Origin of the sequence: Lacibacter sp. H407 (genome assembly GCF_037892605.1) — a bacterium.
In the GTDB taxonomy this organism is placed as follows: Bacteria; Bacteroidota; Bacteroidia; order Chitinophagales; family Chitinophagaceae; genus Lacibacter.
Genome location: NZ_JBBKTU010000001.1, coordinates 1,658,504 through 1,678,454, shown reverse-complemented (window position 1 = coordinate 1,678,454; position 19,951 = coordinate 1,658,504). Strand labels below are relative to the sequence as shown.

At 41.3% G+C, this 19,951-nt stretch carries 19 protein-coding genes; 3 read left to right on the top strand and 16 right to left on the bottom strand.

What is annotated here, in order from left to right:
• The first annotated feature begins 43 nt into the window (after positions 1-43).
• Positions 44-1,108, top strand: a complete 1,065-nt coding sequence (locus WG989_RS07270) for a glycosyltransferase (RefSeq protein ID WP_340428370.1) — start codon at positions 44-46, stop codon at positions 1,106-1,108.
• Between the two features lie 41 nt (positions 1,109-1,149).
• On the opposite strand, the gene WG989_RS07265 is transcribed toward WG989_RS07270, so the two are convergent.
• On the bottom strand, positions 1,150-1,878 hold the full coding sequence (locus WG989_RS07265) for an LOG family protein (RefSeq protein WP_340428368.1): 729 nt from the start codon (positions 1,876-1,878) through the stop codon (positions 1,150-1,152).
• Positions 1,879-2,064: 186 nt separating this feature from the next.
• On the opposite strand from WG989_RS07265, the gene WG989_RS07260 reads away from it, so the two are divergent.
• Positions 2,065-3,063, top strand: a complete 999-nt coding sequence (locus WG989_RS07260; protein ID WP_340428367.1) for a hypothetical protein — start codon at positions 2,065-2,067, stop codon at positions 3,061-3,063.
• Between the two features lie 60 nt (positions 3,064-3,123).
• Here WG989_RS07260 and WG989_RS07255 read toward each other — a convergent pair whose 3' ends face one another.
• From WG989_RS07255 to WG989_RS07220, 8 genes are all read right to left on the bottom strand, one after another.
• Positions 3,124-4,329 (bottom strand): glycoside hydrolase family 10-like protein, encoded by a 1,206-nt coding sequence (locus WG989_RS07255; protein WP_340428365.1) that lies wholly within the window; start codon positions 4,327-4,329, stop codon positions 3,124-3,126.
• A gap of 9 nt (positions 4,330-4,338) precedes the next feature.
• A complete protein-coding gene (locus WG989_RS07250; RefSeq protein WP_340428364.1) occupies positions 4,339-4,794 on the bottom strand; it encodes a MarR family winged helix-turn-helix transcriptional regulator in 456 nt (151 codons plus the stop codon).
• 160 nt (positions 4,795-4,954) lie between these two features.
• Positions 4,955-5,533, bottom strand: coding sequence for an LPS export ABC transporter periplasmic protein LptC (lptC, locus tag WG989_RS07245; RefSeq protein WP_340428363.1), 579 nt, complete (start codon positions 5,531-5,533; stop codon positions 4,955-4,957).
• Positions 5,526-6,884, bottom strand: a complete 1,359-nt coding sequence (gene bamG / locus WG989_RS07240) for a BamG family beta-barrel-assembly machinery protein (protein WP_340428361.1) — start codon at positions 6,882-6,884, stop codon at positions 5,526-5,528. The genes lptC and bamG overlap by 8 nt, the downstream gene beginning before the upstream one ends.
• Complete coding sequence (locus WG989_RS07235; protein ID WP_340428360.1) at positions 6,859-7,584, bottom strand: type III pantothenate kinase; 726 nt, start codon at positions 7,582-7,584, stop codon at positions 6,859-6,861. The genes bamG and WG989_RS07235 overlap by 26 nt, the downstream gene beginning before the upstream one ends.
• Before the next feature lie 9 nt (positions 7,585-7,593).
• Complete coding sequence (locus tag WG989_RS07230; RefSeq protein ID WP_340428359.1) at positions 7,594-8,235, bottom strand: LON peptidase substrate-binding domain-containing protein; 642 nt, start codon at positions 8,233-8,235, stop codon at positions 7,594-7,596.
• Positions 8,236-8,275: 40 nt separating this feature from the next.
• Positions 8,276-9,037 (bottom strand): glycosyltransferase family 2 protein, encoded by a 762-nt coding sequence (locus WG989_RS07225; RefSeq protein ID WP_340428357.1) that lies wholly within the window; start codon positions 9,035-9,037, stop codon positions 8,276-8,278.
• A gap of 1 nt (position 9,038) precedes the next feature.
• On the bottom strand, positions 9,039-10,274 hold the full coding sequence (locus WG989_RS07220; RefSeq protein WP_340428356.1) for an O-antigen ligase family protein: 1,236 nt from the start codon (positions 10,272-10,274) through the stop codon (positions 9,039-9,041).
• 156 nt (positions 10,275-10,430) lie between these two features.
• Here WG989_RS07220 and meaB point away from each other — a divergent pair, with 156 nt between their 5' ends.
• The gene (meaB, locus tag WG989_RS07215) at positions 10,431-11,342 is read left to right on the top strand and encodes a methylmalonyl Co-A mutase-associated GTPase MeaB (RefSeq protein WP_340428354.1); all 912 of its coding nucleotides are present in this window, start codon (positions 10,431-10,433) and stop codon (positions 11,340-11,342) included.
• 45 nt (positions 11,343-11,387) lie between these two features.
• Here the strand turns inward: meaB and WG989_RS07210 are convergent, their stop codons facing one another.
• From WG989_RS07210 to WG989_RS07180, 7 genes are all read right to left on the bottom strand, one after another.
• Entirely contained in the window at positions 11,388-13,349 is a 1,962-nt protein-coding gene (locus WG989_RS07210) for a S9 family peptidase (protein WP_340428352.1), read from the bottom strand.
• Between the two features lie 155 nt (positions 13,350-13,504).
• Positions 13,505-14,611, bottom strand: coding sequence for an endo-1,4-beta-xylanase (locus WG989_RS07205; RefSeq protein ID WP_340428350.1), 1,107 nt, complete (start codon positions 14,609-14,611; stop codon positions 13,505-13,507).
• Positions 14,612-14,616: 5 nt separating this feature from the next.
• Positions 14,617-15,927, bottom strand: a complete 1,311-nt coding sequence (locus tag WG989_RS07200) for a gluconate:H+ symporter (RefSeq protein ID WP_340428348.1) — start codon at positions 15,925-15,927, stop codon at positions 14,617-14,619.
• A 27-nt stretch (positions 15,928-15,954) separates the two neighbouring features.
• A complete protein-coding gene (locus WG989_RS07195) occupies positions 15,955-17,124 on the bottom strand; it encodes an endo-1,4-beta-xylanase (protein ID WP_340428346.1) in 1,170 nt (389 codons plus the stop codon).
• A 46-nt stretch (positions 17,125-17,170) separates the two neighbouring features.
• Positions 17,171-18,001, bottom strand: a complete 831-nt coding sequence (locus WG989_RS07190) for a fumarylacetoacetate hydrolase family protein (protein ID WP_340428344.1) — start codon at positions 17,999-18,001, stop codon at positions 17,171-17,173.
• 18 nt (positions 18,002-18,019) lie between these two features.
• On the bottom strand, positions 18,020-18,886 hold the full coding sequence (locus WG989_RS07185) for an alpha/beta hydrolase (protein ID WP_340428342.1): 867 nt from the start codon (positions 18,884-18,886) through the stop codon (positions 18,020-18,022).
• Positions 18,887-18,899: 13 nt separating this feature from the next.
• On the bottom strand, positions 18,900-19,844 hold the full coding sequence (locus WG989_RS07180) for an SMP-30/gluconolactonase/LRE family protein (protein ID WP_340428341.1): 945 nt from the start codon (positions 19,842-19,844) through the stop codon (positions 18,900-18,902).
• Positions 19,845-19,951 lie beyond the last annotated feature (107 nt).

Below are 19,951 nucleotides of genomic sequence, written 5' to 3'. Positions count from 1 at the left end.
TGTTATTTCTGCGATGAATGGTCATAAAAGTACACGGATTTTGATGGCTCCCCTCGATTGGGGGCTGGGGCACGCCACCCGTTGTATTCCCTTGATCAGGGCGTTTCAGCAGCAAGGTTGTGAAGTTGTGCTGGCTGCCGATGGAGCTGTAGCCGCATTGCTGGCAGCTGAATTTCCCAATCTCCGCATCGTTCAACTGCAAGGTTATGGTATTCGTTATAGTAAAGGTTCGTCATTGGTTGGCAGCATGCTTCGCCAATTACCCGGTATTCTACGCAGTATGAACTATGAGCACCAATGGCTGAACAAATTCTTGCAGCAGGAACAATTTGATCTCATCATCAGCGATAACCGTCCCGGGTTTTGGAACAAACAAGTGGCTTGTATTTACATCACCCATCAACTGCTCATTCATTCGGGCAAAGGAAAATGGATCAACCGCTTGTTGCAACAACAGCATAGCAGGTATATGAAACACTTTACAACAGTGTGGGTGCCGGATGAAGCGGGTAAGGAAAACCTGGCGGGGGAATTATCACATCCATCAAAACCCATCATTCATCCAACGTATATCGGGCTGGTTTCACGTTTGCACCCAACAACGGTTACACAACAATATGAGTTGATGGTTTTACTATCTGGACCAGAGCCACAACGAACCGTTCTTGAATCCAAATTGCTGGAACAATTACTAGCATTCAACGGTACAGTATTATTTGTACGTGGGTTACCAAACAACACAACAACACTTGTTACACCTTCAAACATTACCGTTCACAATCACTTACAGGCACATCAATTACAGGAAGCAATTGCATCAGCCAAATTGATTATTTGCAGAAGCGGCTATACAACATTGATGGATCTTACCCGCCTGCAGAAAAAAGCAATTCTTATTCCAACCCCCGGTCAGCCCGAACAGGAATACCTGGCTGCTTATATGCAAGAGCAATCCATCTTTCCATTTCTTTCACAACAGGAATTTGCACTTGCAAATGCATTATCTATTGCAGCTTCGTTTCCATACAAGCAGCCGTTTAACGATGCAACATTTCATCTCCACGAAGAAATAGTAACATCAACTGTTAAGTCGCTTGTAAAAAGGTAATGTAAAAGCGGTGATTTTATTTCAGCATGTATACATAACCGTTACTTCCAGTTTTTACGCTCAAAGAGAAAAGTAAAAGGCTTTTGCTTTTCATGACGCAGATCAAATCGCTTGATGCTTTTGATACGCAGCACCTGCATGGCTTCTTCAATGGAATCGGTTACAAAAAACAACTGATCATCTTCGGGCGAAATGGTTCCCCGTTCCTTCATCAATCGCACATGCTCCACAATTTCTTTATGAAAATCGACACCAATCACGATCACCGGAAAATCCTTGATCATTTTTGTTTGAATGAGTGTGATGGATTCAAACAACTCATCTAACGTACCAAAACCTCCGGGCATACAAATGAAGGCATAAGAATATTTAATGAGCAATGTTTTGCGTACAAAAAAATATCGGATATCTACCCAGCGATCCAAATAGGGATTGGGGTTTTGTTCAAATGGCAACACGATATTGCAACCCACACTTCTGCCCCCTACTTCTTTCGCCCCACGATTCGCTGCTTCCATTAAACCGGGTCCACCGCCCGTCATCACTGTAAAACCCATCTTCGCAACTTCGGCACCTACTTTTCTTGTGAGTTCATAATACTCATGCCCTTCGTTGTAACGTGCCGATCCAAAAATGGTCACGCAAGGCCCTACAAATGCAAGGCTGCGATAACCTTTAATAAATTCCAGTAATACTTTCCACGCAAACTTAAATTCACGCCAACGGCTTTGGGGGCCTTCTAAAAACTTGATCTCATTCGGGTTAACCATGTGTGTGTATTTGATGTACGTGCTAAAGTTAACGAGTGAACTTACAGCATATGCTGAAAAATGTTAAAAGGAAACTGTTTTACTATTGTTGCGGAAATTACTATCTTGCACTCACTCCGTCCAAATCCCCTGAAATATCTACCTCCTATCAGGGCCAATCTTTATCTATTATTTAAACTATCAAAAATGAAAAAAATTCTGTTTTTTTCAGCTGTTGCTTTATCCCTGTTTGTTGGATGTGAGAAGAGTAATGAGTTGAAACCCGAAACTAAAAACAACAATGCAGCACTTCTTAGTGAGTCTTCTGCCGCTGCTATTACCACCACCTTGCCTGTCGAAGGACAATCGGATTGTGTGGGTCCTTACAAAGTAATATTAGAGTCTGTTACCAACAATGGTAATGGAACTTACACTTGGGTATGGAGTGTACAAAACCCCAATCCCGGAAATGGCTCCAATGGTACCATCCAGAATCTGAGTCATTGGGATATTACATTGGGAAGCTGTGTAACATTTGACAATGTTGTAAGCGGCGCTACGAGCACCAACAATGTTGACTGGACTCCATTTACGCCAACATTTGTACCCGATCCATCATTGCCAAACACAGGTTGTAATATTACTGATAATGTTGTGAAGTTTGATGTTGGTACATCTGGCTCAGCAAAAACATATTATAGCTTAACCATCGATATTGATGTATTGGTAAACCCTGCTGCTACTGCTTATTATAAGAGTGGTGGAAACTCAGGTTGTGGTACATTCTGCTTCCCTGGTTTTGCGTGCAAACCCGAAGGCCCATTGGAAGGTTGCAGCTTTAGTCAAGGTTACTGGTTTGCAAAACCAAACTTGGTTTGGCCCGATGTAAATGGTGCCGATGACGGCAATGTAACTATTGGCGGACATCATTACACCCAGGCAGAAGGGAAAGCGATCTGGAACTCATCAAATGCGGGTGGTATTGCTGATACTAAAAAAGCATTTTTACAGGTTGCGGCAATTAAGCTCAGCGCTGACAATGTTTTACCAACTGCTTCTGTTTGGGCCGATGTTCAAATTGTTGAAGATTGGTTAAGCAGTTTACCAAAACTGACTCCTTCAAATCTGAAGAATTGGAAGAATAAAGATGTGGCTGCTGCTGCAGGTCGCATTGGCAATTGGATCACGCTCTACCATTGCGAATAAAAATCTACTTGTAAATACTAAAAAACCGGAAGATTACTCTTCCGGTTTTTTTTATGCTGTTCATCTATTTCTTTTACTCATCCATTCCATCTCAGGGATCAGTGCAGGTTCTTTAAAGTAATGCAATCGCAAACTATCGTTCCAGCCATTTGGATTTTTATTGAACGATTTACTGCTGAAAAAGATCATCCCCTGTATATTGGGCGTATTACGAAGCAGTTCAATCTGGCGTGGGATCAGTGTGCTGTCTTTCCAAACATCACTGCTGCCTGCACGATAGATGCCAAGGCCAATATAACAATGCTTGCCATAACTGTGTTTGCTCCACCAATCGATCAACACTTCATATGGCGCTGCTTTGTGCCCAAATTCCCAATAGAGTTGCGGTGCCACATAATCGATCCAATCTTTTTTTAACCACAAGAGAATATCTGCATACAGATCATCGTAGTTCGTTTGGCCGGCTTTTGTATTACTGCCCATCGGATCTCTATCGTTGTTGCGCCATACACCAAACGGACTGATGCCAAACTTCACCCATGGTTTTGTTTGTTTGATCATACGGCTCAACCCAACAATTACAGAATCAACATTGCTTCTGCGCCAATCATCTTTTGCAAGTCCCTTTTTATATTGTTGATACGTAACTGAATCCGGAAACTCTTTTCCAGCGATCCGATACGGATAAAAATAATCATCGAAGTGAATGGCATCTACATCATAACGTTCCGTCATATCACGGATCACTTCTATTACAAATGCCTGTGCTTCTTTATTACCTGGATCAAAATATTTTTTACCGCCATAGTCTAAAAACCATTGAGGATGCAGACGTGTTATATGCAATGGAGCAATCGATGCTTTCCCAATGCTGAAATCGGCACGATAAGGATTACACCATGCATGGAATTCCATATTTCGTTTATGCGTTTCCGTGATCATAAACTGCAATGGATCATAATAAGGTGAAGGTGGTTTACCTTGTACACCACTCAACCATTCGCTCCAGGGTTCGTAAGGTGATGGATAAAATGCATCAGTTGCGGGGCGCACCTGCATGATCACTGCATTCATCCCATTGCTTTTGTGCAGATCGAGAATACGGATGAACTCTGCCTTTTGTGAATCAACAGGAATGCCCTTTTTTGATGGCCAGTCAATATTATCAACGGTGGCTATCCAAACAGCTCTGAACTCACGGTTGGTTTGTGCTGTTGAACAAACAGCGGCAATAAAAAAAATGAAAAGAAATGAAACACGCATCATTCCCCGAAATTAAACAGAACCACGCACTTTGTCGAGCAGACAGTTCAGTTCTTTGGCTTCCTGTTCAGTAATGTTTTGCATTACGCCATCAATAAAGGATTGTGTACTGTCTAATTTTTCCAACAGCTTTTTCCCTTTTGCGGTGATGGTAACATCTACCAATCGCTTATCCCGTTTGCTGATCGTTTTTTTGGCCAGTGCTTTTAGAATAAGCCGGTCAACGATCCTGCTGGTATCGCTCATTTTATCCAGCATGCGCTCCCTGATCTGTAAGGTAGAAAGTGGTTTTTCGCTTCCACGTAAAATGCGCAGAATATTGTATTGCTGCAATGTAAGATCTTCGTTCTCTAAAAATTGTTTTAGTTGTTCGGTCACCCAGTTGTGGGTGAAGATGAGATTCACCACTGTTTTGTGATGTTCGTTCCTGAATTTTCTGATTTGTTGTATATCCTGTTCAATACCCATAAGCCGTTGTTTTTTATGCAGGTGTTTTTGTTTTCAACTGGCTGGTATTACAGATTAGATGATGTGGTAGGTTTCAAAGATAATGTCGAAGTTTTGTATTCTGCCAACATTCAACAAAACTGTTGTAATCAGATTGTGATTTACTACGTATGATACTGCATTAGTTACCTGCAAACTTTGATGCGCCCACCAGTATAAAACCAGTTGGAGAATCAATACGACCATTTTTCAACTGTTCATCGCTTTCGAAGCCCTTGCCGAAAATAGTTTTTGTTTTTTGTCTGATCTCGACGTCTTTTTTTGTGTACAGTTTGTGCGTGTTCTGATCCCAGAATAATTCGTCTGTTTTGAGAGTATCGCCATCAATTCGGATCACCACTACACTGTCCGTAAGTGTAATACGACCCTGTTGTTCGTAATACCATGCTTTTTTTGCGTCGAGATAACTTTCAATCTGCAGACTATCGTTATAAAAATCTACATGTAATGAATTCGGAAATTCAACCCGTGGCACACTGTCAAAATAACGAAGCATGAGGGGTGCCATGAGCTTTGCTTTTACCCGTCCACCCTGGCTTTGGTAGCTGGTTACATCTTTCACTTCATCAACCGACAAGCGGCTGCGTTGCAGATCACGAATCACTGCGATATCATTTTCACAGGCAAAGAAAAAAAAGCAGCCCGTTAGTAGTGCTGCTGCTTTTTTTATAAGATTGATATGGTTGAATCCATTAATCATATTTCCGTTTAATAAACCAGATATCACTTAATGAGAAGCCTATTGTTACACGAAAATAGTTTTCACGCAGTAACATGGTGCGGTTTCCACGCTGGCCAAATTCAAAGGCTGTATTTACAATATTGTTCCGGTTAAGATCGGCATAAGAATAACGTTTGATGGGTAACCCAACACCGAACGTAATCCCATAGCTGTTCATATTTCCATCAACAAGGTATGGTTCCAGTCCGTAATGAAAACCTGCACGATACATTACCTGGCCCCAGTATGATTTTGAACGACCGGAAATATCAGGAACAAGTTGCGTACCAACCTTCACCTGCCAGCCATCCTGCAACAGGCTGTCGCTCTTTTCATAATATTTATAGTCGGCCCATTTCGACATTACAAAATCAGCTCCGATACGCAGGCTGCTTTTTCCCTCATGCTCATACATCAATCCAAAACCATAGGTTGATGGATAGAGAATATTGCCTTTGATATCTTTTACTTCAGATACGGAATCAATTTGCTGATCGGTACCTGCTTCGCCGGTAATAAAAAATGTTTCTAACAGTTCATCCCGGTTGGAGCGCATGTTGCTTTGCAAACTGGTGTATGCACCAAGGTGTAATAAACTGGTTTTTTTATTTGCCGTATCAACTTTTAATTTGATCATGTACTGCACACCCAGGTCTAAGAATGGTGCACCAAAAGTGTTGCGTATCTTCTTTTGTCCGCTGCGGTACCGGCCCGGTACTGAATCGTTGTAGATATTTACACGTGTTGTATAATCGGCGGTTCCAAAACGATAACCTGTATTAAAACCGAAGCTGAAATTTTTGATGCCGATAGCCGAACCAAGAAATGCCTGGTAGCTACCACCTGATCCTTCGTAAAGATTAATGAGACTATCGCCAGCGGGTATGCTGGTGATGGATTGAATGCTGTAACTCACCTTAGTTAAAGGGCGAAGACCAAAGGCCAATCCCCAATCGTATTTTGCTTTGGGTGGTTTTATCTGAAAACCTGCTGCCAGGTAAGGAACCACCGCATTGTTGGATGTGTAAGTATCACCCCTGTTGTTACTCAATTTCCGGCTGTTGATATCGATTCCAATATCGAGGATCGACCGTTGCAGTCCAAAGCGGCGGTATGAAGCTGGATTAACGAAGTTGATGGTTTGAAAGTCGTTATAAGCAGCGCCAATATGACCCATGCCCCTGTTTACGATATTACCTGAAGGAACAATATCACCCAAACCATAACGGCTCCAAGGGGAATTATCCTGTGAAATAGCGGCAGAAATAACTGATAACGATAGCACGAACACCAACGAAACACGCTTACCGATTGAACTCACTGATTGCATACAGACCTTTAAATATTAGTTGAGGGTCTGCAAATATCATGTTTTTGAGCAGAGGAGCAAAATGAAGGGTATCGCCCCCGGTTAATTGCACGTTAAAGTTGCCATACTTTTCCCTGTATGCATCAATGATGCCATCGATTTCTTTGGCCATTCCCCAAGCCACACCACTGAGCAAATTGGTCTTGGTATCGTAGCCAATCAACGGGAAGTTCCACTCCATATTTACCAATGGCAGCTTGGCTGTAAACCCATGCATGGCTTTGAAACGCATTTCAAGTCCCGGCGAAATGCCACCGCCTAAAAACTGATTCTGATTATTGATGAAATTATAGGTAATGCAGGTGCCCAAACCAATGGCTAAATTATTTTTATTGGGGAACAGGTACACTGCGGCTGCACAAAGCGCCAACCGGTCGGCACCAATGGTTTCGGGTTTGCCAACAGGCGTGGTAAATGGCAGCTTGGTGGTATGCGATAATTTATGAAAATGCGTATGCGACGCCAATACATCTTCTACGATTGGCTGATGATCAATTACCGAAGAAAGAATTGTAAACTGTGGTTTGTATTTCTGAATGATCTCTTCAATGGTTGAACGGTTGTCGTCCGGAAGAATAATAATTTCTTTCAGTTGATCCTGTTCAAACACCGCCGCTTTTAAACGGGTGTTGCCGAAATCGAAACAGATGGTAATGCTCATGTGTGCAAGTTAAAGATCAAAATCAAACGATGTAAGATTCCTGAAATGCCCGTTTAGTTTTACTTTATCTTTTAAGCTTTCCATTTCAGTGAGCATAGGAATTACTTTTCCCAAATGCCTTTTTAAATACTCCTGCCGTTGTGCTTCCCTGAACAAACTGAGCAGTTCGTATTCTTCTTCTATATTCAATCCCATATGATGGGCTACATCAAAGGCTTTTAATTCTTCCTCAGGCTTTTTAAAATCTTTACTTACTTCCAGCAGTTTGTGCAGTTCTTTAATTCCTTTTACCACCTGCTGCATCAGTAACTGCTTGCCATCATCTTCATCTTCGGGATAAGTAACAATAGCTCCACTGTATAATTTATCGGGTACTTCTTTCACCACTTCCAGCAACCGAAACACTTTAATACCTCTTGTACTGATATCCATTTTCCCATCTTCATATACCTGTTTGATGGCTGTTATTTCGATCAATGTACCAAGGTCTTTTAATTCTTTGTTTACAACCGCAGGTATACCAAACGGTTTTTTCTGCTCTACACATTCCAGGATGAGTTGTTTGTAACGTGGTTCAAAAATGTGGAGGTTCAGCGTTTCGCCGGGGAATACAATAATGCTGAGAGGGAAGATGGGAATAAAATTGGTCATACTGCCTGGTTCTGTTTACAAAATAACAAAGAAACAGGCTTCACTGTTTGTTTGCTTTTTGCAGGCGGTACAATGTGTTGTATTTAGTGCGTGTGTAGCTATACGTTGTGCTGGCAATGAGGAAGCCTTCACGACCGTCTAAAAAACCCAGCTTCAAAATGTAATGATTGAAAAACGCAAAGAGCGGCGAAATGAAACGTTTGAGCCACGCTCCTTTTTTGCCGGCTTTGAAATACTGCTCACCACTTTTAATTCCATAGTTCGTCATCTTTTGCTGGTATTGCTCCAACGACTGCACTGTTTTGTGCAGCAATGATCCTTTTAAACGTTTTATGACACAGCCGGGCGGATAGATCAATTTTTCATGGACAAAATCATCGTTCCAGGCTGCATGTTCACGATGAAACAATCGAAACGGCTCATCTTTCCGCCATTCACCGTATCGTATTTGTTTTTCTTTAAAGAAATTTTTTCGACGGACGCTGAAGATCTGTTTCTCATCTTTTAAATTAAGCGACAGCAATGTTTGCAGCAACTCATCGTCCACTACCTCATCTGCATCTAATTGAAATATCCAGTCGTAAATGGCACGATTGTTTGCAATGTTTTTTGTGGGTCCGTGTCCTTTCCATTCTTCTTCGATCACCGAAGCCCCATTTTTTTTTGCCACCGGAATAGTAGCATCGTTACTACCGGTATCGCATACCAGAATATCATCAGTTAATTGCTGTACACTTTGCAGTGTGGCGGCAAGCAGATGAGCAGCATTTCTTGTTATAATTACAACTGAGATAGGTTGCATATCAGGTTTTGGGTTGGCGAATAGTTTGGTTCCAGAACAACGTGAAAAAGGTAAACAAATACACACCAAACTGATCGTCAATGGTGGTTTCGTAAAGAAATATAATATTCATGAATAACAGAAAAAAAAGAGCCTGTTTGTTTTGACGCCATTCTTTTTGAAAAAAGGGCATCAGTATAACTACTGTAAATAAAATAACTGTAGCAATACCTGCTCCGCTTCCACTGGTGATCCATTGATTGAGCGGCAGAAACTGTTCTGATGACGGAACAGCCGGTGCATCTGTTGCATACCATTTAGCAGTTTCGGAACGTATATCGCCATAGCCTACCCCGGTAAGCCAATTCTGTTTGAACACATACCAGCCGCTTTTAACAGACAGTAACCGGTTTTGATCGCTAAACCCACCGGCAAAATTTTCTGACTCCCAATTCTGCTGTTCAAAAAATACATACTGCACCCTTGCACGAAATGTAGAAAAACTATAATACGCCACTACCGGTAAGCAACATGCGCCCAGCAATACTGCTATTGCCAACTGTTTCATCTTTGCTTCCATCAATTTCCAGATCAACAACGGCAGCACAATTATATATACACCCAGCAAGCCGGTTTTTGCACCAAGCAAATGCAGATAAATGATCAGCCAAAAAGCCATGCTTCTGAACACCCATACCCACACAGCAGAATTGATTGCCTTCCATTCTTCCAGTTGCAGCCATAGTAATAACGCAATGATGATGGCCATACTGAAACGGATATGATCGTTATCGGCAGGAGTAGGTAACACTTTCGAAAAACGATACAGCGCTTCGTAGGTTTGTCCGTTGCCGATAAAATGAGCTGCACTCCAAAGTGAACCTGCAAACAACAAACTCATCCAGCAGATCGTAAACAATACAATATGTTTGCGCTCCACTCCTTTTTGTACTGCCATCGCAAATGGCAATAACAGCAATGGCAGTTTATCCTGCATCGCTTCCTGCCAGGTGCCAACATCACTACTCCATAAACCCGATAGAAAAGGGAAGAGAAACAAACAACTCATCCCGATGAGAAATTTATTGGCTGCAAAAACAGCCAGCCGTTCTTTCAAATCATTTTGTAAAAACCCATTGGCAATGACGACGAACATACCAATACTCAGCAAGGCCCGGCTAAGGAGAAAACCCACCAGCATCAATACAATACCTGTACAGAAAAGATAAAAATGTATGGTGGGTCTGCCGGTAGTCATGTTTTCGTTTACAAATAAACATTATTTCAATGGCTTCCTTTCTGCTTTTTATAGCTGTGTTCACAAACCACATAACTGTGTGCTGCTCTTCAATGAAACTGTATTGTAAGAAAGCCGTTTGTTCATTTGCATAATTTTTTCAATTAGGTTTGTACCATGTGGGAAAACTTATCTGCAGAAGTTCAACAGGGACATTTTAAAAGCCTGGCACGTTGTATTTCATTAATTGAAAACGAAGTGGCCGGCTATGAAACATTCCTGCAATCGCTTCCCGCTTCCTCTACTCCGATCATCGGTATCACCGGACCGCCGGGAGCCGGTAAAAGCACGCTCGTTGATTCATTGATCGGATTGTTAGTTGAGCAGAATAAAAAAGTTGCCGTGCTTTGTGTAGACCCTTCCTCTCCTTTTAATTTGGGCGCATTGCTGGGCGATCGTATCCGCATGAGCAATTGGTATAATCATCCGAACGTGTTCATCCGTTCGTTAGCAACCCGAGGATCATTAGGCGGATTGCATCCGAAAATTTTAGAGATCGCCGATGTGTGTAAAGTTGCTCCATTCGATTATGTAATTGTAGAAACCGTTGGTGTTGGTCAAAGTGAAATTGAAATTGCAGGATTGGCCGATAGTACCGTTGTGGTATTGGTACCTGAAGCAGGTGATGAAGTACAAACTATGAAAGCGGGGTTGATGGAGATCGCCGATATTTTTGTGGTGAACAAAGCCGACCGGCCGGAAGCAGATCTGTTTGTCCGGAATTTACGACTTATGTTAGCGCCTGCTTTTGCAACACATCAACAGGAGATACCGGTTGTAAAAACCATTGCAACGGCTCCGCATGCTGCGGCTGAGTTGCTGGAAAAAATACAGCAGTTATTAAATCTTCACCAGGTGAATGAACGTAAGAGTTGGTTGCTGGCTGAAAAAGCATACTATCTGCTGCAACAGCAACGGATGAAAGACATCAGCAAGCAAGTATTGAAACAACAAATTGCTGCAGCCATGCAGGAGTTGAATTTTAACCTATACCGTTTTATTCAACCATTCATTGAAAAAAAGAATTAAACGTTTGCATAAAAAAACCGCTTCGTACTGAAGCGGTTTTCTTTTTTATTTCGTGAGGTATTTTTTATACCAATCAATATGACGCTGGTAGCGATGCACAATGTAACTCGGTACACTGAGTCCGTGATTCTGGTTGGGGTATATCACCAACTCTGTAGGAATGCCTACTGATTTAAATGACTGGTACATTTGTTCAGCACCTGCAACGGGCACATTAAAATCATCTTCACTCGCCATAAATAACGTAGGTGTTTTAATTTTCTCCACGTTAAAGAATGGATACGAAACATCCATCCACTTCTTTGGATTTTTCCATGGTGCGCCTAACTCCTGCTCATATTGTTTGATGTATTGATCTGTTCCGTAGATGGACCACTGCAACGAACTGCCCGCTCCACTTACCGCTGCTTTAAACCGTTGATCGGTTGCAATGGTATAATTGGTGAGAATACCTCCGTAACTCCATCCACCAATGCCCATTCTGTTTGCATCGGCATAACCGGTCTTAACAAGATAATCGGCAGCGCCAATAATATCCATCACTTCTTTCTTCCCCCAATCAGCATAAATGGATTTTGTAAACGCTTGCCCTCTGCCGTTGCTGCCTCTGTAATTTACAGCAGCAACTGCAAAACCGGCACCGCAAAGAATCTCACGGTACTGATCAAACGCATAATCGTCCTGACTAACGGGGCCTCCGTGAATAAACATAATAGCAGGAAGATTTTTCGAAGTTGAATCAGGTAGATAAAGTATACCAGACACGGTTGTTCCATCTTTTGAAACGGACGTAAATCCTTTTTTGTAGGCTTTCTTCAAACTGCTCATAAACGGTTTATTCAACTGTGTAACCGCTCTGAATTTATTTTCATCCCATGCATAAATTTCTTCAGGCATATCAGGATTGCTGAACAATGTAATGAACTGGCCTTTTGCATTTGTGTTCAACGACTGATACACCACATCGCCTGTTGTTAATGCTTCAACTGTATTAGCTCCAACAGTTGCTTTGTGAAGATGTTGCTTCCGGTCGTCTTCTGCTAAAAAGAAGAGTTGTTTGCTGTCTGCTGACCAAACAACACTGGTGATAGGTCGGTCCAATGTACCGGCAATGGTTTGTGCAACACCTGTTGCAAGATTGATGACTTTGAGTTGATCGAGATCATACATATTGAATCCATCTTCTGTATTGGATTGTTTGTAAGCGATCCAGTTACCATCGGGACTAAACATTGGTGAATCGTCTGCACCTTTGAATGTTGTCAGCTGCTTTGATGTTTTTGTTTTTATATCCAACACAAACACATCGGTATTTGAATTAAGATCAGGATCTGCGGTTGTATTGCTGACATATACGATCTTACTTCCGTCAGGGTGAAACGAGGGATTGGTTTCATTCGCATTACCACGGGTAAGCGTATCAACTTTTTTCGTTTCCAGGTTGAACAGATAGAGGTGTGTTTTTCTATTATCCAGGTAACCTTCATTATCCTGTTTGAATTGATAACGATTGATCTCGTATGGCTTCCGCACTTTTGTTTTTGCTGTATCGGCCGTATTGGGATCTTTCATTGCCAGCACGATCTGCTTTCCATCTTTACTCCAGTTATACGATTGAATTTGCCCTTTCACACTGGTCAGCTGAATCGGTTCACCACCTCTTCTGTCCATTACAAAAATCTGTCGTACCAGTTCGTCTTTGGGTGTAGTGATAAAGGAAATATATTTCCCATCAGGACTCCAATCGTGTGCGCCGGGGCTTTGTGTTTGTTCGGTCAACGACACGGTTTCTTTTCCATCCCAACTTACCATGTATAACTTACTGTTGAATTTGTCTTTCACCGAATCGGCTTTTGAAACACTGTACAAGATCCATTGTCCATCGGGTGATAACTTCGGAGTACGAATACTCTGCAGTTTATAAAGATCTTTGGGTTGAATAAATGGCTGTGCGTACAACGAAGTAAAACAACCCAGCAGGATTGCCAGTAAAAGTAAACGTATCATAAAAGTTGGTTTTGGAATATACCTATAATATTAAGGCATTTTTTTAAAAGACGAAAGTTGTAAAAGAAACAAACCCTCGTCATCCAACGTAGAGTGGATGCCGCAGCCAGGCTCCATATATCAGTGCAACTAAGGCTTGCTTAGTTTTTCGATAATCAGCGGGGCAATACTGCGTTAAATACTTTTTTGGGTTGCAGGTTTCGATCGAACAGTAGTGGATGATCTTTTCTTCCCCGTACAGGGAAGTTATCCAGCCAGCTGGAGCGGTCAGAAATATTCCAGAACGTAACTGATTTAATACTGTGTTTGTACTTTCTGAATTTCTCAAAGCATAGTTTGTAGATCGCAATCTGCTTTGTTTCTTTTTCTTTACTATAGGCCGTATCACTGTCTTCCTGTTTGCGCTCCCTTGCGTTGTGTTCTTTTGGGTACACCGAAATATCGAGTTCGGTAATATGAAGTTGCAATCCCAGTTTACTGAAATCCGTCAAGGTTGCTTCCAGTTGATGCTCGTCGGGTTCATTCACAGCCCAATGTGCCTGTAACCCTACGCCATGAATGGGAATTCCTTTTGCCTGTAAACCTTTGATCATTTTAATGATCTTTTTCCGTTTTACAGGATTGATCTCATCATAATCATTGTAAAATAATAATGCTTTTGGGTCAGCTGCATGTGCAAACTCAAACGCTTTTGCAATAAATTCTTCGCCGATTATTTGATAGAACAATGAAGGCCGGTAAAATTCGTCGGCTTTATCGCTGATCACTTCATTAGCTACATCCCATGCATAGATCACATCTTTGTAACGTGTAACAACTGTTGTAATATGATCTTTCATGCGTTGCAGCAGTACTTCTTTACTCACTTGTTTACCTGTAGTATCTGTAAAAAACCAACGTGGCGTTTGCGTATGCCAAACAAGACAATGACCACGCATTTTCATTGCATTTCTTTTTGCAAATGCAGCAATTGAATCTGCACCTGCCCAGTTGTATTCATTTTCCCGTGGATGAACCGGACCCATCTTCATTGCATTCTCAGCAGTAATACTGTTGAAATGCTTCAATACCAATCCCGCTTCATCCGTCTTTAATGCTCTGGGAGAAACCGCTACACCAATATTGAAAAACTTTTGATAATAATCCTTCAGCCCTTTGATTGAATCTGTAAGAACAGTTTGTTGTTGAACCGAGCTTGTTTCATTGAAAGCGAATGCCAGAACAATAAAAGCAACTACAGCAGGAACAAATAATCGTTTCATACTTACTAAATAAACGTGTTAAGAATTAATACACCGATCAACCCCAAAACAGAAATAAGCGTTTCCATCACTGTCCACGATAAAAATGTTTGCTTGAGTGTAAGATTAAAAAACTCCTTGAACATCCAGAAACCGGAATCATTGATGTGCGATCCAAAAACACTACCCGTTCCTACAGCTAACACCATCAACTCAGGCGACACAACACCTGAAGCTACTAACGGTGTAACCACACCCGCAGCTGTAATACCGGCAACCGTAGCAGACCCAATGGCAACACGTAACAATGCTGTAACTACCCATCCGAAAATCAGTGGCGGCATTTGCCATTTACCACTGAACGAAGCAATGTATTTATCCGTGCCGCTATCCTGCAACACTTGCTTGAACACACCACCTGCTGTTATGATCAATAAGATAAGAGCAATACCTGCAATGGCATCAGCCAGCCATTTCATAGTTGTTTCCATTGTTTTACCTGCCCTGATACCAAAATACCAGATCGCAATAAAAACGGTTAACAATAATGCAATGGTTGTATCGCCAATGAAAAGAATTATTTTCTTCAACAGTTGATCGGGCAAAAAATTATCAGCAATTACAGCCAGTGTAATTAACAGCACGGGAAGTAACCCAATTAAAAAACTGGGAAATGCAGCCGGCAATTCCCGTTCAGGAGTTTGTTGAGGAGAAAGAAATGTTCCTGCAATTTTTACTTCAATACGTTGCAGTACACGGCCTAAAAAAGGACCAGCCACTATTACAACCGGTATTGTGATCATCAAACCATAGATCAATGTTTTGCCCATATCTGCATTAAATGCATTTACCAGGAAAACAGGACTTGGATGCGGCGGAAGAAAACAATGTGTGGTAGATAACGATGCAGCCATTGGAATAGCAACGTATAACAATGGAAGTTTTGCTTTGCTTGCAATGGAAAAAACCAGCGGCACTAATATGATAAAGCCTGCATTATAATAAAGTGGAATGCCAATTAAAAAACCAGTCAGCAGTACAGCCCATTGAATATTTTTTTGTCCAAACCCATTGATCAGCGTCGTGGAAATTTTTTCTGCAGCTCCACCTGCTTCCAGTACTTTCCCAAGTATTGCGCCAAGACAAATGATGAGCGCCAATCCTCCTAATGTATTGCCAACTCCTTTTTCAACTGATTTAATTACCTGCATTGGTTCCATGCCCAGAAAAAGACCGGCTAAAATGGCCACCAGCAACAATGATAAAAATGGACTTACTTTTTTATAAGTCAAAAATATCTGCAAACAAATGGCAAGAAAGATGACAAGCAATTCCATAATTATTTCGTTGAGTGCGCCGTATTATTATTTCAGCTTCGCCGGAACATTCAACACCGCATTGAGTGCAGGTTTCGGCTGATGATTTCGATCCCATAGCAACGGGTAATTCGTACGGTTCGGAATTGGATAATCATTTTTCCAATTCATTCCATCCTGCACACCCCACAAAGTAACTCTTGCAATTTTTTCTTTTCGCTTGTAAAAGATAGCGAATAGTTCTTCATAACGTTTGGTCAATAAATTTTGAATACTATCCGGCAGTCCATTGCTGTACGGATCAAGGAAGGTTTTAAATTCTTCGAGTTGAAATTGTTTATCACTCATTCCCTGCCCAATGATCTGTCCTTCCTTTGTTAATGGCAGTACATCTACATCCAGCTCGGTGATCATTACTTTTACACCACATGCTGCATATGCATCAATAGCTGCTTCAATGTATTCAGTTTTTGGATAGTTCAATCCCCAATGACCCTGTATACCCACTCCATCTATACGGATACCTTCTTTCTGCAACATTTTTACAAGTCGTACGATGCCATCTCTTTTTGCAGGACGCCATGCATTAAAATCGTTGTAATATAATTCTGTATTGGGAGCAAACTCGCTGGCAAACTTAAACGCATACTTTACCAAAGTATCACCATTGCCAAATGCATTCACCCATGTGGTGGGGCGATAGCTGCCATCGTTATCAATTACTTCATTCACCACATCCCATGCATGTACTTTACCTGCGTACCGTCCGGCAACTGTTTTGATATGATTACGAAGTTGTTCGATCTGTTCTGCTTTTGAATTTGGTTTGCCGGTTGCGTTGGTAAAGAACCAGGCAGGGGTTTGATTGTGCCAAACCAACGTGTGACCAATGATAAACATTTTATGTTTTTCACCAAAAGCTACAAATGCATCTGCCGGACCAAAATTAAAAACGTTTGGCTGCGGATTGATCAATGCAGCTTTCATGCTGTTCTCCAACGTAATTGTATTGAAGTGCTTCACCACAATATCCTGCGATGCTTTTGCTGAACCTGAAACGATTGGATCGTTCACAGCAACGCCCATAAGAAAGGCATCTTTGTAAACGTCTTTTAAAACTAATCCATTATTAGCTCCTTTACCTGCACGTTTCGATTGACTGCAACCCAATAACAGCGCTGTTGCTGTAACTGAAAAAAAGAATAGTTGTTTGAACATAATCTGTTTTAATGAACGATCAGTTATTCCTGTAAAAAGGAAATCATTATTTTACTGTGTTTTGCAATGTGCCGATGCCATCAATGCTGATGCTGATTTCATCACCACTTTGCAAAGTAAAATCGCTGCCCGGAACGATTCCTGTTCCTGTCATGATCAAACAACCATGCGGAAAACTGCTTTCACGATAGATAAATGAAACCAGTTCCTGTGGCGTACGTTTCATTTGACTGATAGCAATTGTTCCTTCAAATACTACTGCCGCATTTCGTTTAATCGAAAGATGAATGGATGTTTCGGGCTTGAGCGGTTCATTTGTAAGATAAACACATGGACCTACTGCTGCACAACCATCGTATGTTTTTGCTTGTGGCAGGTATAATGGATTTTCGCCTTCAATACTGCGGCTGCTCATATCGTTACCCACTGTATAACCAATGATCTTACCGGATGATGTCACCACTAATGTTAGCTCAGGCTCCGGTACATCCCATGTACTGTCTTTACGGATGCGGACAAAATCATTATGACCTACAACACGATGAAACGAGCTTTTGAAAAAACATTCAGGTCGTTCGGCTTCATATACTTTACTATAAAAATCGGCGCCACCTGCTGCTTTGCTTTCTTCCTGCCTGCCCACCATGCTTCGATAGTAGGTTACACCACAAGCCCATAACTCCTGGTTGCTGCCCATAGGTGGCAACACTTCACTAATTAATGTTTTATCGGATGCAGACAATTTAGAAGTAAGCGCTTTTGCTTTTTCAAACACATCATCATTGTTAATAAACTCATCCCAGTTTTCATCTGTAACTAAAAAAAACTGATCGGCCTGTTCAATAACAACTCCTGCTTTGGTCTTAAATAATTTCATGTTTGTATGATTATCTGTTTATTTATTTGTGATATCGCTCCATAGCCAGATCAATGATTCCGGCAATATACTGCCTCCATGTTTGCCGCTATGTGTGCCTGTGCCTTTTTCAAATTTAAATTCATAGCCTTTGAATTTTAAGGCCGATTCCATTTCCAAATTCGCAAGCCACCAGTTACCATGTTCATTGTTCAGATCGTTTGAGCCATCCTGCATAAAAATTCTGATGTCTTTCTTTTTATGCTTGCGGATGATCGATGGATAGTTATTTCCTCCACGGATATTTGTATAGCTGCCTATATGACTCAACACTTTGCTGAAGTATTCAGGATGTTCCCATGCAGCAGTAAATGCACAAATGGCTCCACTTGATAAACCACCTATGCCATGCATCTTCGGATCGTTGCTGATATTATAGTTCTTTTTCAGTTCAGGAATAATTTCATCCATCAGCATTATTGCATAACGATCATCCAGTACATCATATTCATCAGCCCGGTTTCTTGACGCATACCTGTTTTGCGGATAGTCCTTTGTATTGTGACCCGGATTTACAAACAAGCAGATCGTAACAGGTAATTTCTTTTCGTGAATTAAATTATCATACACAATGGGAACACGAAAATCACCTGAATCATTTACATAACTATGCCCATCCTGGAAAACCATTAATGCTGCAGGTTTCGATGCATCATATTGTGCAGGTATGTAAACATAGTACTCACGGAAATTATTATAGAGCTTGCTTTGCCATTCGTGTTTTGTAACGGTTCCTTTTGGTACGCCCTCTTTTCGTTGCGAATCCGGCCCCAGCTTATAAAGCGAATCCTGCGCTACACATGCAACGGATGTAGTTAGAAAAATGAGGAATAAAAATTTCTTCACGATGGCTGATAATTTATTTTCTCATTTTAAAACGTAATACCTGCATATCGTTACTGATGTACAAAGTTTTTTCATCAGCACTCAGTGCACAGTTCGATGTGGGGTTTTTCAGTTTTAATTTGCCCAGTACTTTTCCTTCTTTGTTGAAGATCCAGATACCGCCGGGTCCTGTTGCAAATACATTTCCTTTACTGTCAACTTTTAAACCATCAGGTAAGCCGGGTTGTCCTTTTGCAGAAGCAATATCATTATAAAAAAGTCGTCCGTTCGTTAACGAATCACCAACCACATCATAGATAAACCAGTTTGGGTTTTTCCAATCGGAGCTGGCGACAATGATTTGCTTTTCACCGGGGAGGAATGCAATACCATTAGGTCGGGGAATACTATCAACCAATAAGATCACTTCACCATTGGTTTTTACTTTGTATACTCCGTTGAATGGAATTTCTTTTTTGGGATCATTATCTCTTTGCGACTCTAAACCGTAAGGTGGATCAGTAAAAAACAATTCACCTGCACTGTTGTACACTGCATCATTCGGACTGCTCAAACGCTTGCCTTGATATTTATCTGCAAGCGTAACAAACTTCGCTGCGGGTTGATTGAGTGGCGCATCCATTCGTGCCATCTGCCTGTTTCCATGCTGACATAAAACCAGATTGCCATTTGCATCCAGCAGCAAACCATTGCTACCTGTTTCACCTCCACGCTTTACAGTATCGGTATAACCGGAAGGAGTGAGATAGACTTCTTTGCCCTTCGCTTCCGTCCATTTGTAAACTGTATTGGTTGGAACATCAGAGAACAACAGCATGTTTTCTTTTTCGATCCACAAGGTTCCTTCGCTCCATTCAAAACCTTCGGCGATGATCTCTGCCGTTGCATCTGTCTCAACAATTGAATCTAATGCAGCATCGATTCGTTCAACTGTTCCTGTTGTCTGATATTCACTCATAGTTTGTTTCTCTTCATTACTGCATGAAAGCATGACAATTATTGCAATAGTGAATGTTGATTTATGTAACCTCATATTTTTAATTAACCCTTTTTATCTTTTGTATC

What these genes read in the sequence shown, in the direction of transcription:
- WG989_RS07270 (WP_340428370.1), top strand. Translation starts at nt 44, where the DNA reads ATGGCTCCCCTCGATTGGGGGCTGGGGCACGCCACCCGTTGTATTCCC.
- WG989_RS07265 (WP_340428368.1), bottom strand. Translation starts at nt 1,878, where the DNA reads ATGGTTAACCCGAATGAGATCAAGTTTTTAGAAGGCCCCCAAAGCCGT.
- WG989_RS07260 (WP_340428367.1), top strand. Translation starts at nt 2,065, where the DNA reads ATGAAAAAAATTCTGTTTTTTTCAGCTGTTGCTTTATCCCTGTTTGTT.
- WG989_RS07255 (WP_340428365.1), bottom strand. Translation starts at nt 4,329, where the DNA reads ATGATGCGTGTTTCATTTCTTTTCATTTTTTTTATTGCCGCTGTTTGT.
- WG989_RS07250 (WP_340428364.1), bottom strand. Translation starts at nt 4,794, where the DNA reads ATGGGTATTGAACAGGATATACAACAAATCAGAAAATTCAGGAACGAA.
- lptC (WP_340428363.1), bottom strand. Translation starts at nt 5,533, where the DNA reads ATGATTAATGGATTCAACCATATCAATCTTATAAAAAAAGCAGCAGCA.
- bamG (WP_340428361.1), bottom strand. Translation starts at nt 6,884, where the DNA reads ATGCAATCAGTGAGTTCAATCGGTAAGCGTGTTTCGTTGGTGTTCGTG.
- WG989_RS07235 (WP_340428360.1), bottom strand. Translation starts at nt 7,584, where the DNA reads ATGAGCATTACCATCTGTTTCGATTTCGGCAACACCCGTTTAAAAGCG.
- WG989_RS07230 (WP_340428359.1), bottom strand. Translation starts at nt 8,235, where the DNA reads ATGACCAATTTTATTCCCATCTTCCCTCTCAGCATTATTGTATTCCCC.
- WG989_RS07225 (WP_340428357.1), bottom strand. Translation starts at nt 9,037, where the DNA reads ATGCAACCTATCTCAGTTGTAATTATAACAAGAAATGCTGCTCATCTG.
- WG989_RS07220 (WP_340428356.1), bottom strand. Translation starts at nt 10,274, where the DNA reads ATGACTACCGGCAGACCCACCATACATTTTTATCTTTTCTGTACAGGT.
- meaB (WP_340428354.1), top strand. Translation starts at nt 10,431, where the DNA reads ATGTGGGAAAACTTATCTGCAGAAGTTCAACAGGGACATTTTAAAAGC.
- WG989_RS07210 (WP_340428352.1), bottom strand. Translation starts at nt 13,349, where the DNA reads ATGATACGTTTACTTTTACTGGCAATCCTGCTGGGTTGTTTTACTTCG.
- WG989_RS07205 (WP_340428350.1), bottom strand. Translation starts at nt 14,611, where the DNA reads ATGAAACGATTATTTGTTCCTGCTGTAGTTGCTTTTATTGTTCTGGCA.
- WG989_RS07200 (WP_340428348.1), bottom strand. Translation starts at nt 15,927, where the DNA reads ATGGAATTGCTTGTCATCTTTCTTGCCATTTGTTTGCAGATATTTTTG.
- WG989_RS07195 (WP_340428346.1), bottom strand. Translation starts at nt 17,124, where the DNA reads ATGTTCAAACAACTATTCTTTTTTTCAGTTACAGCAACAGCGCTGTTA.
- WG989_RS07190 (WP_340428344.1), bottom strand. Translation starts at nt 18,001, where the DNA reads ATGAAATTATTTAAGACCAAAGCAGGAGTTGTTATTGAACAGGCCGAT.
- WG989_RS07180 (WP_340428341.1), bottom strand. Translation starts at nt 19,844, where the DNA reads ATGAGTGAATATCAGACAACAGGAACAGTTGAACGAATCGATGCTGCA.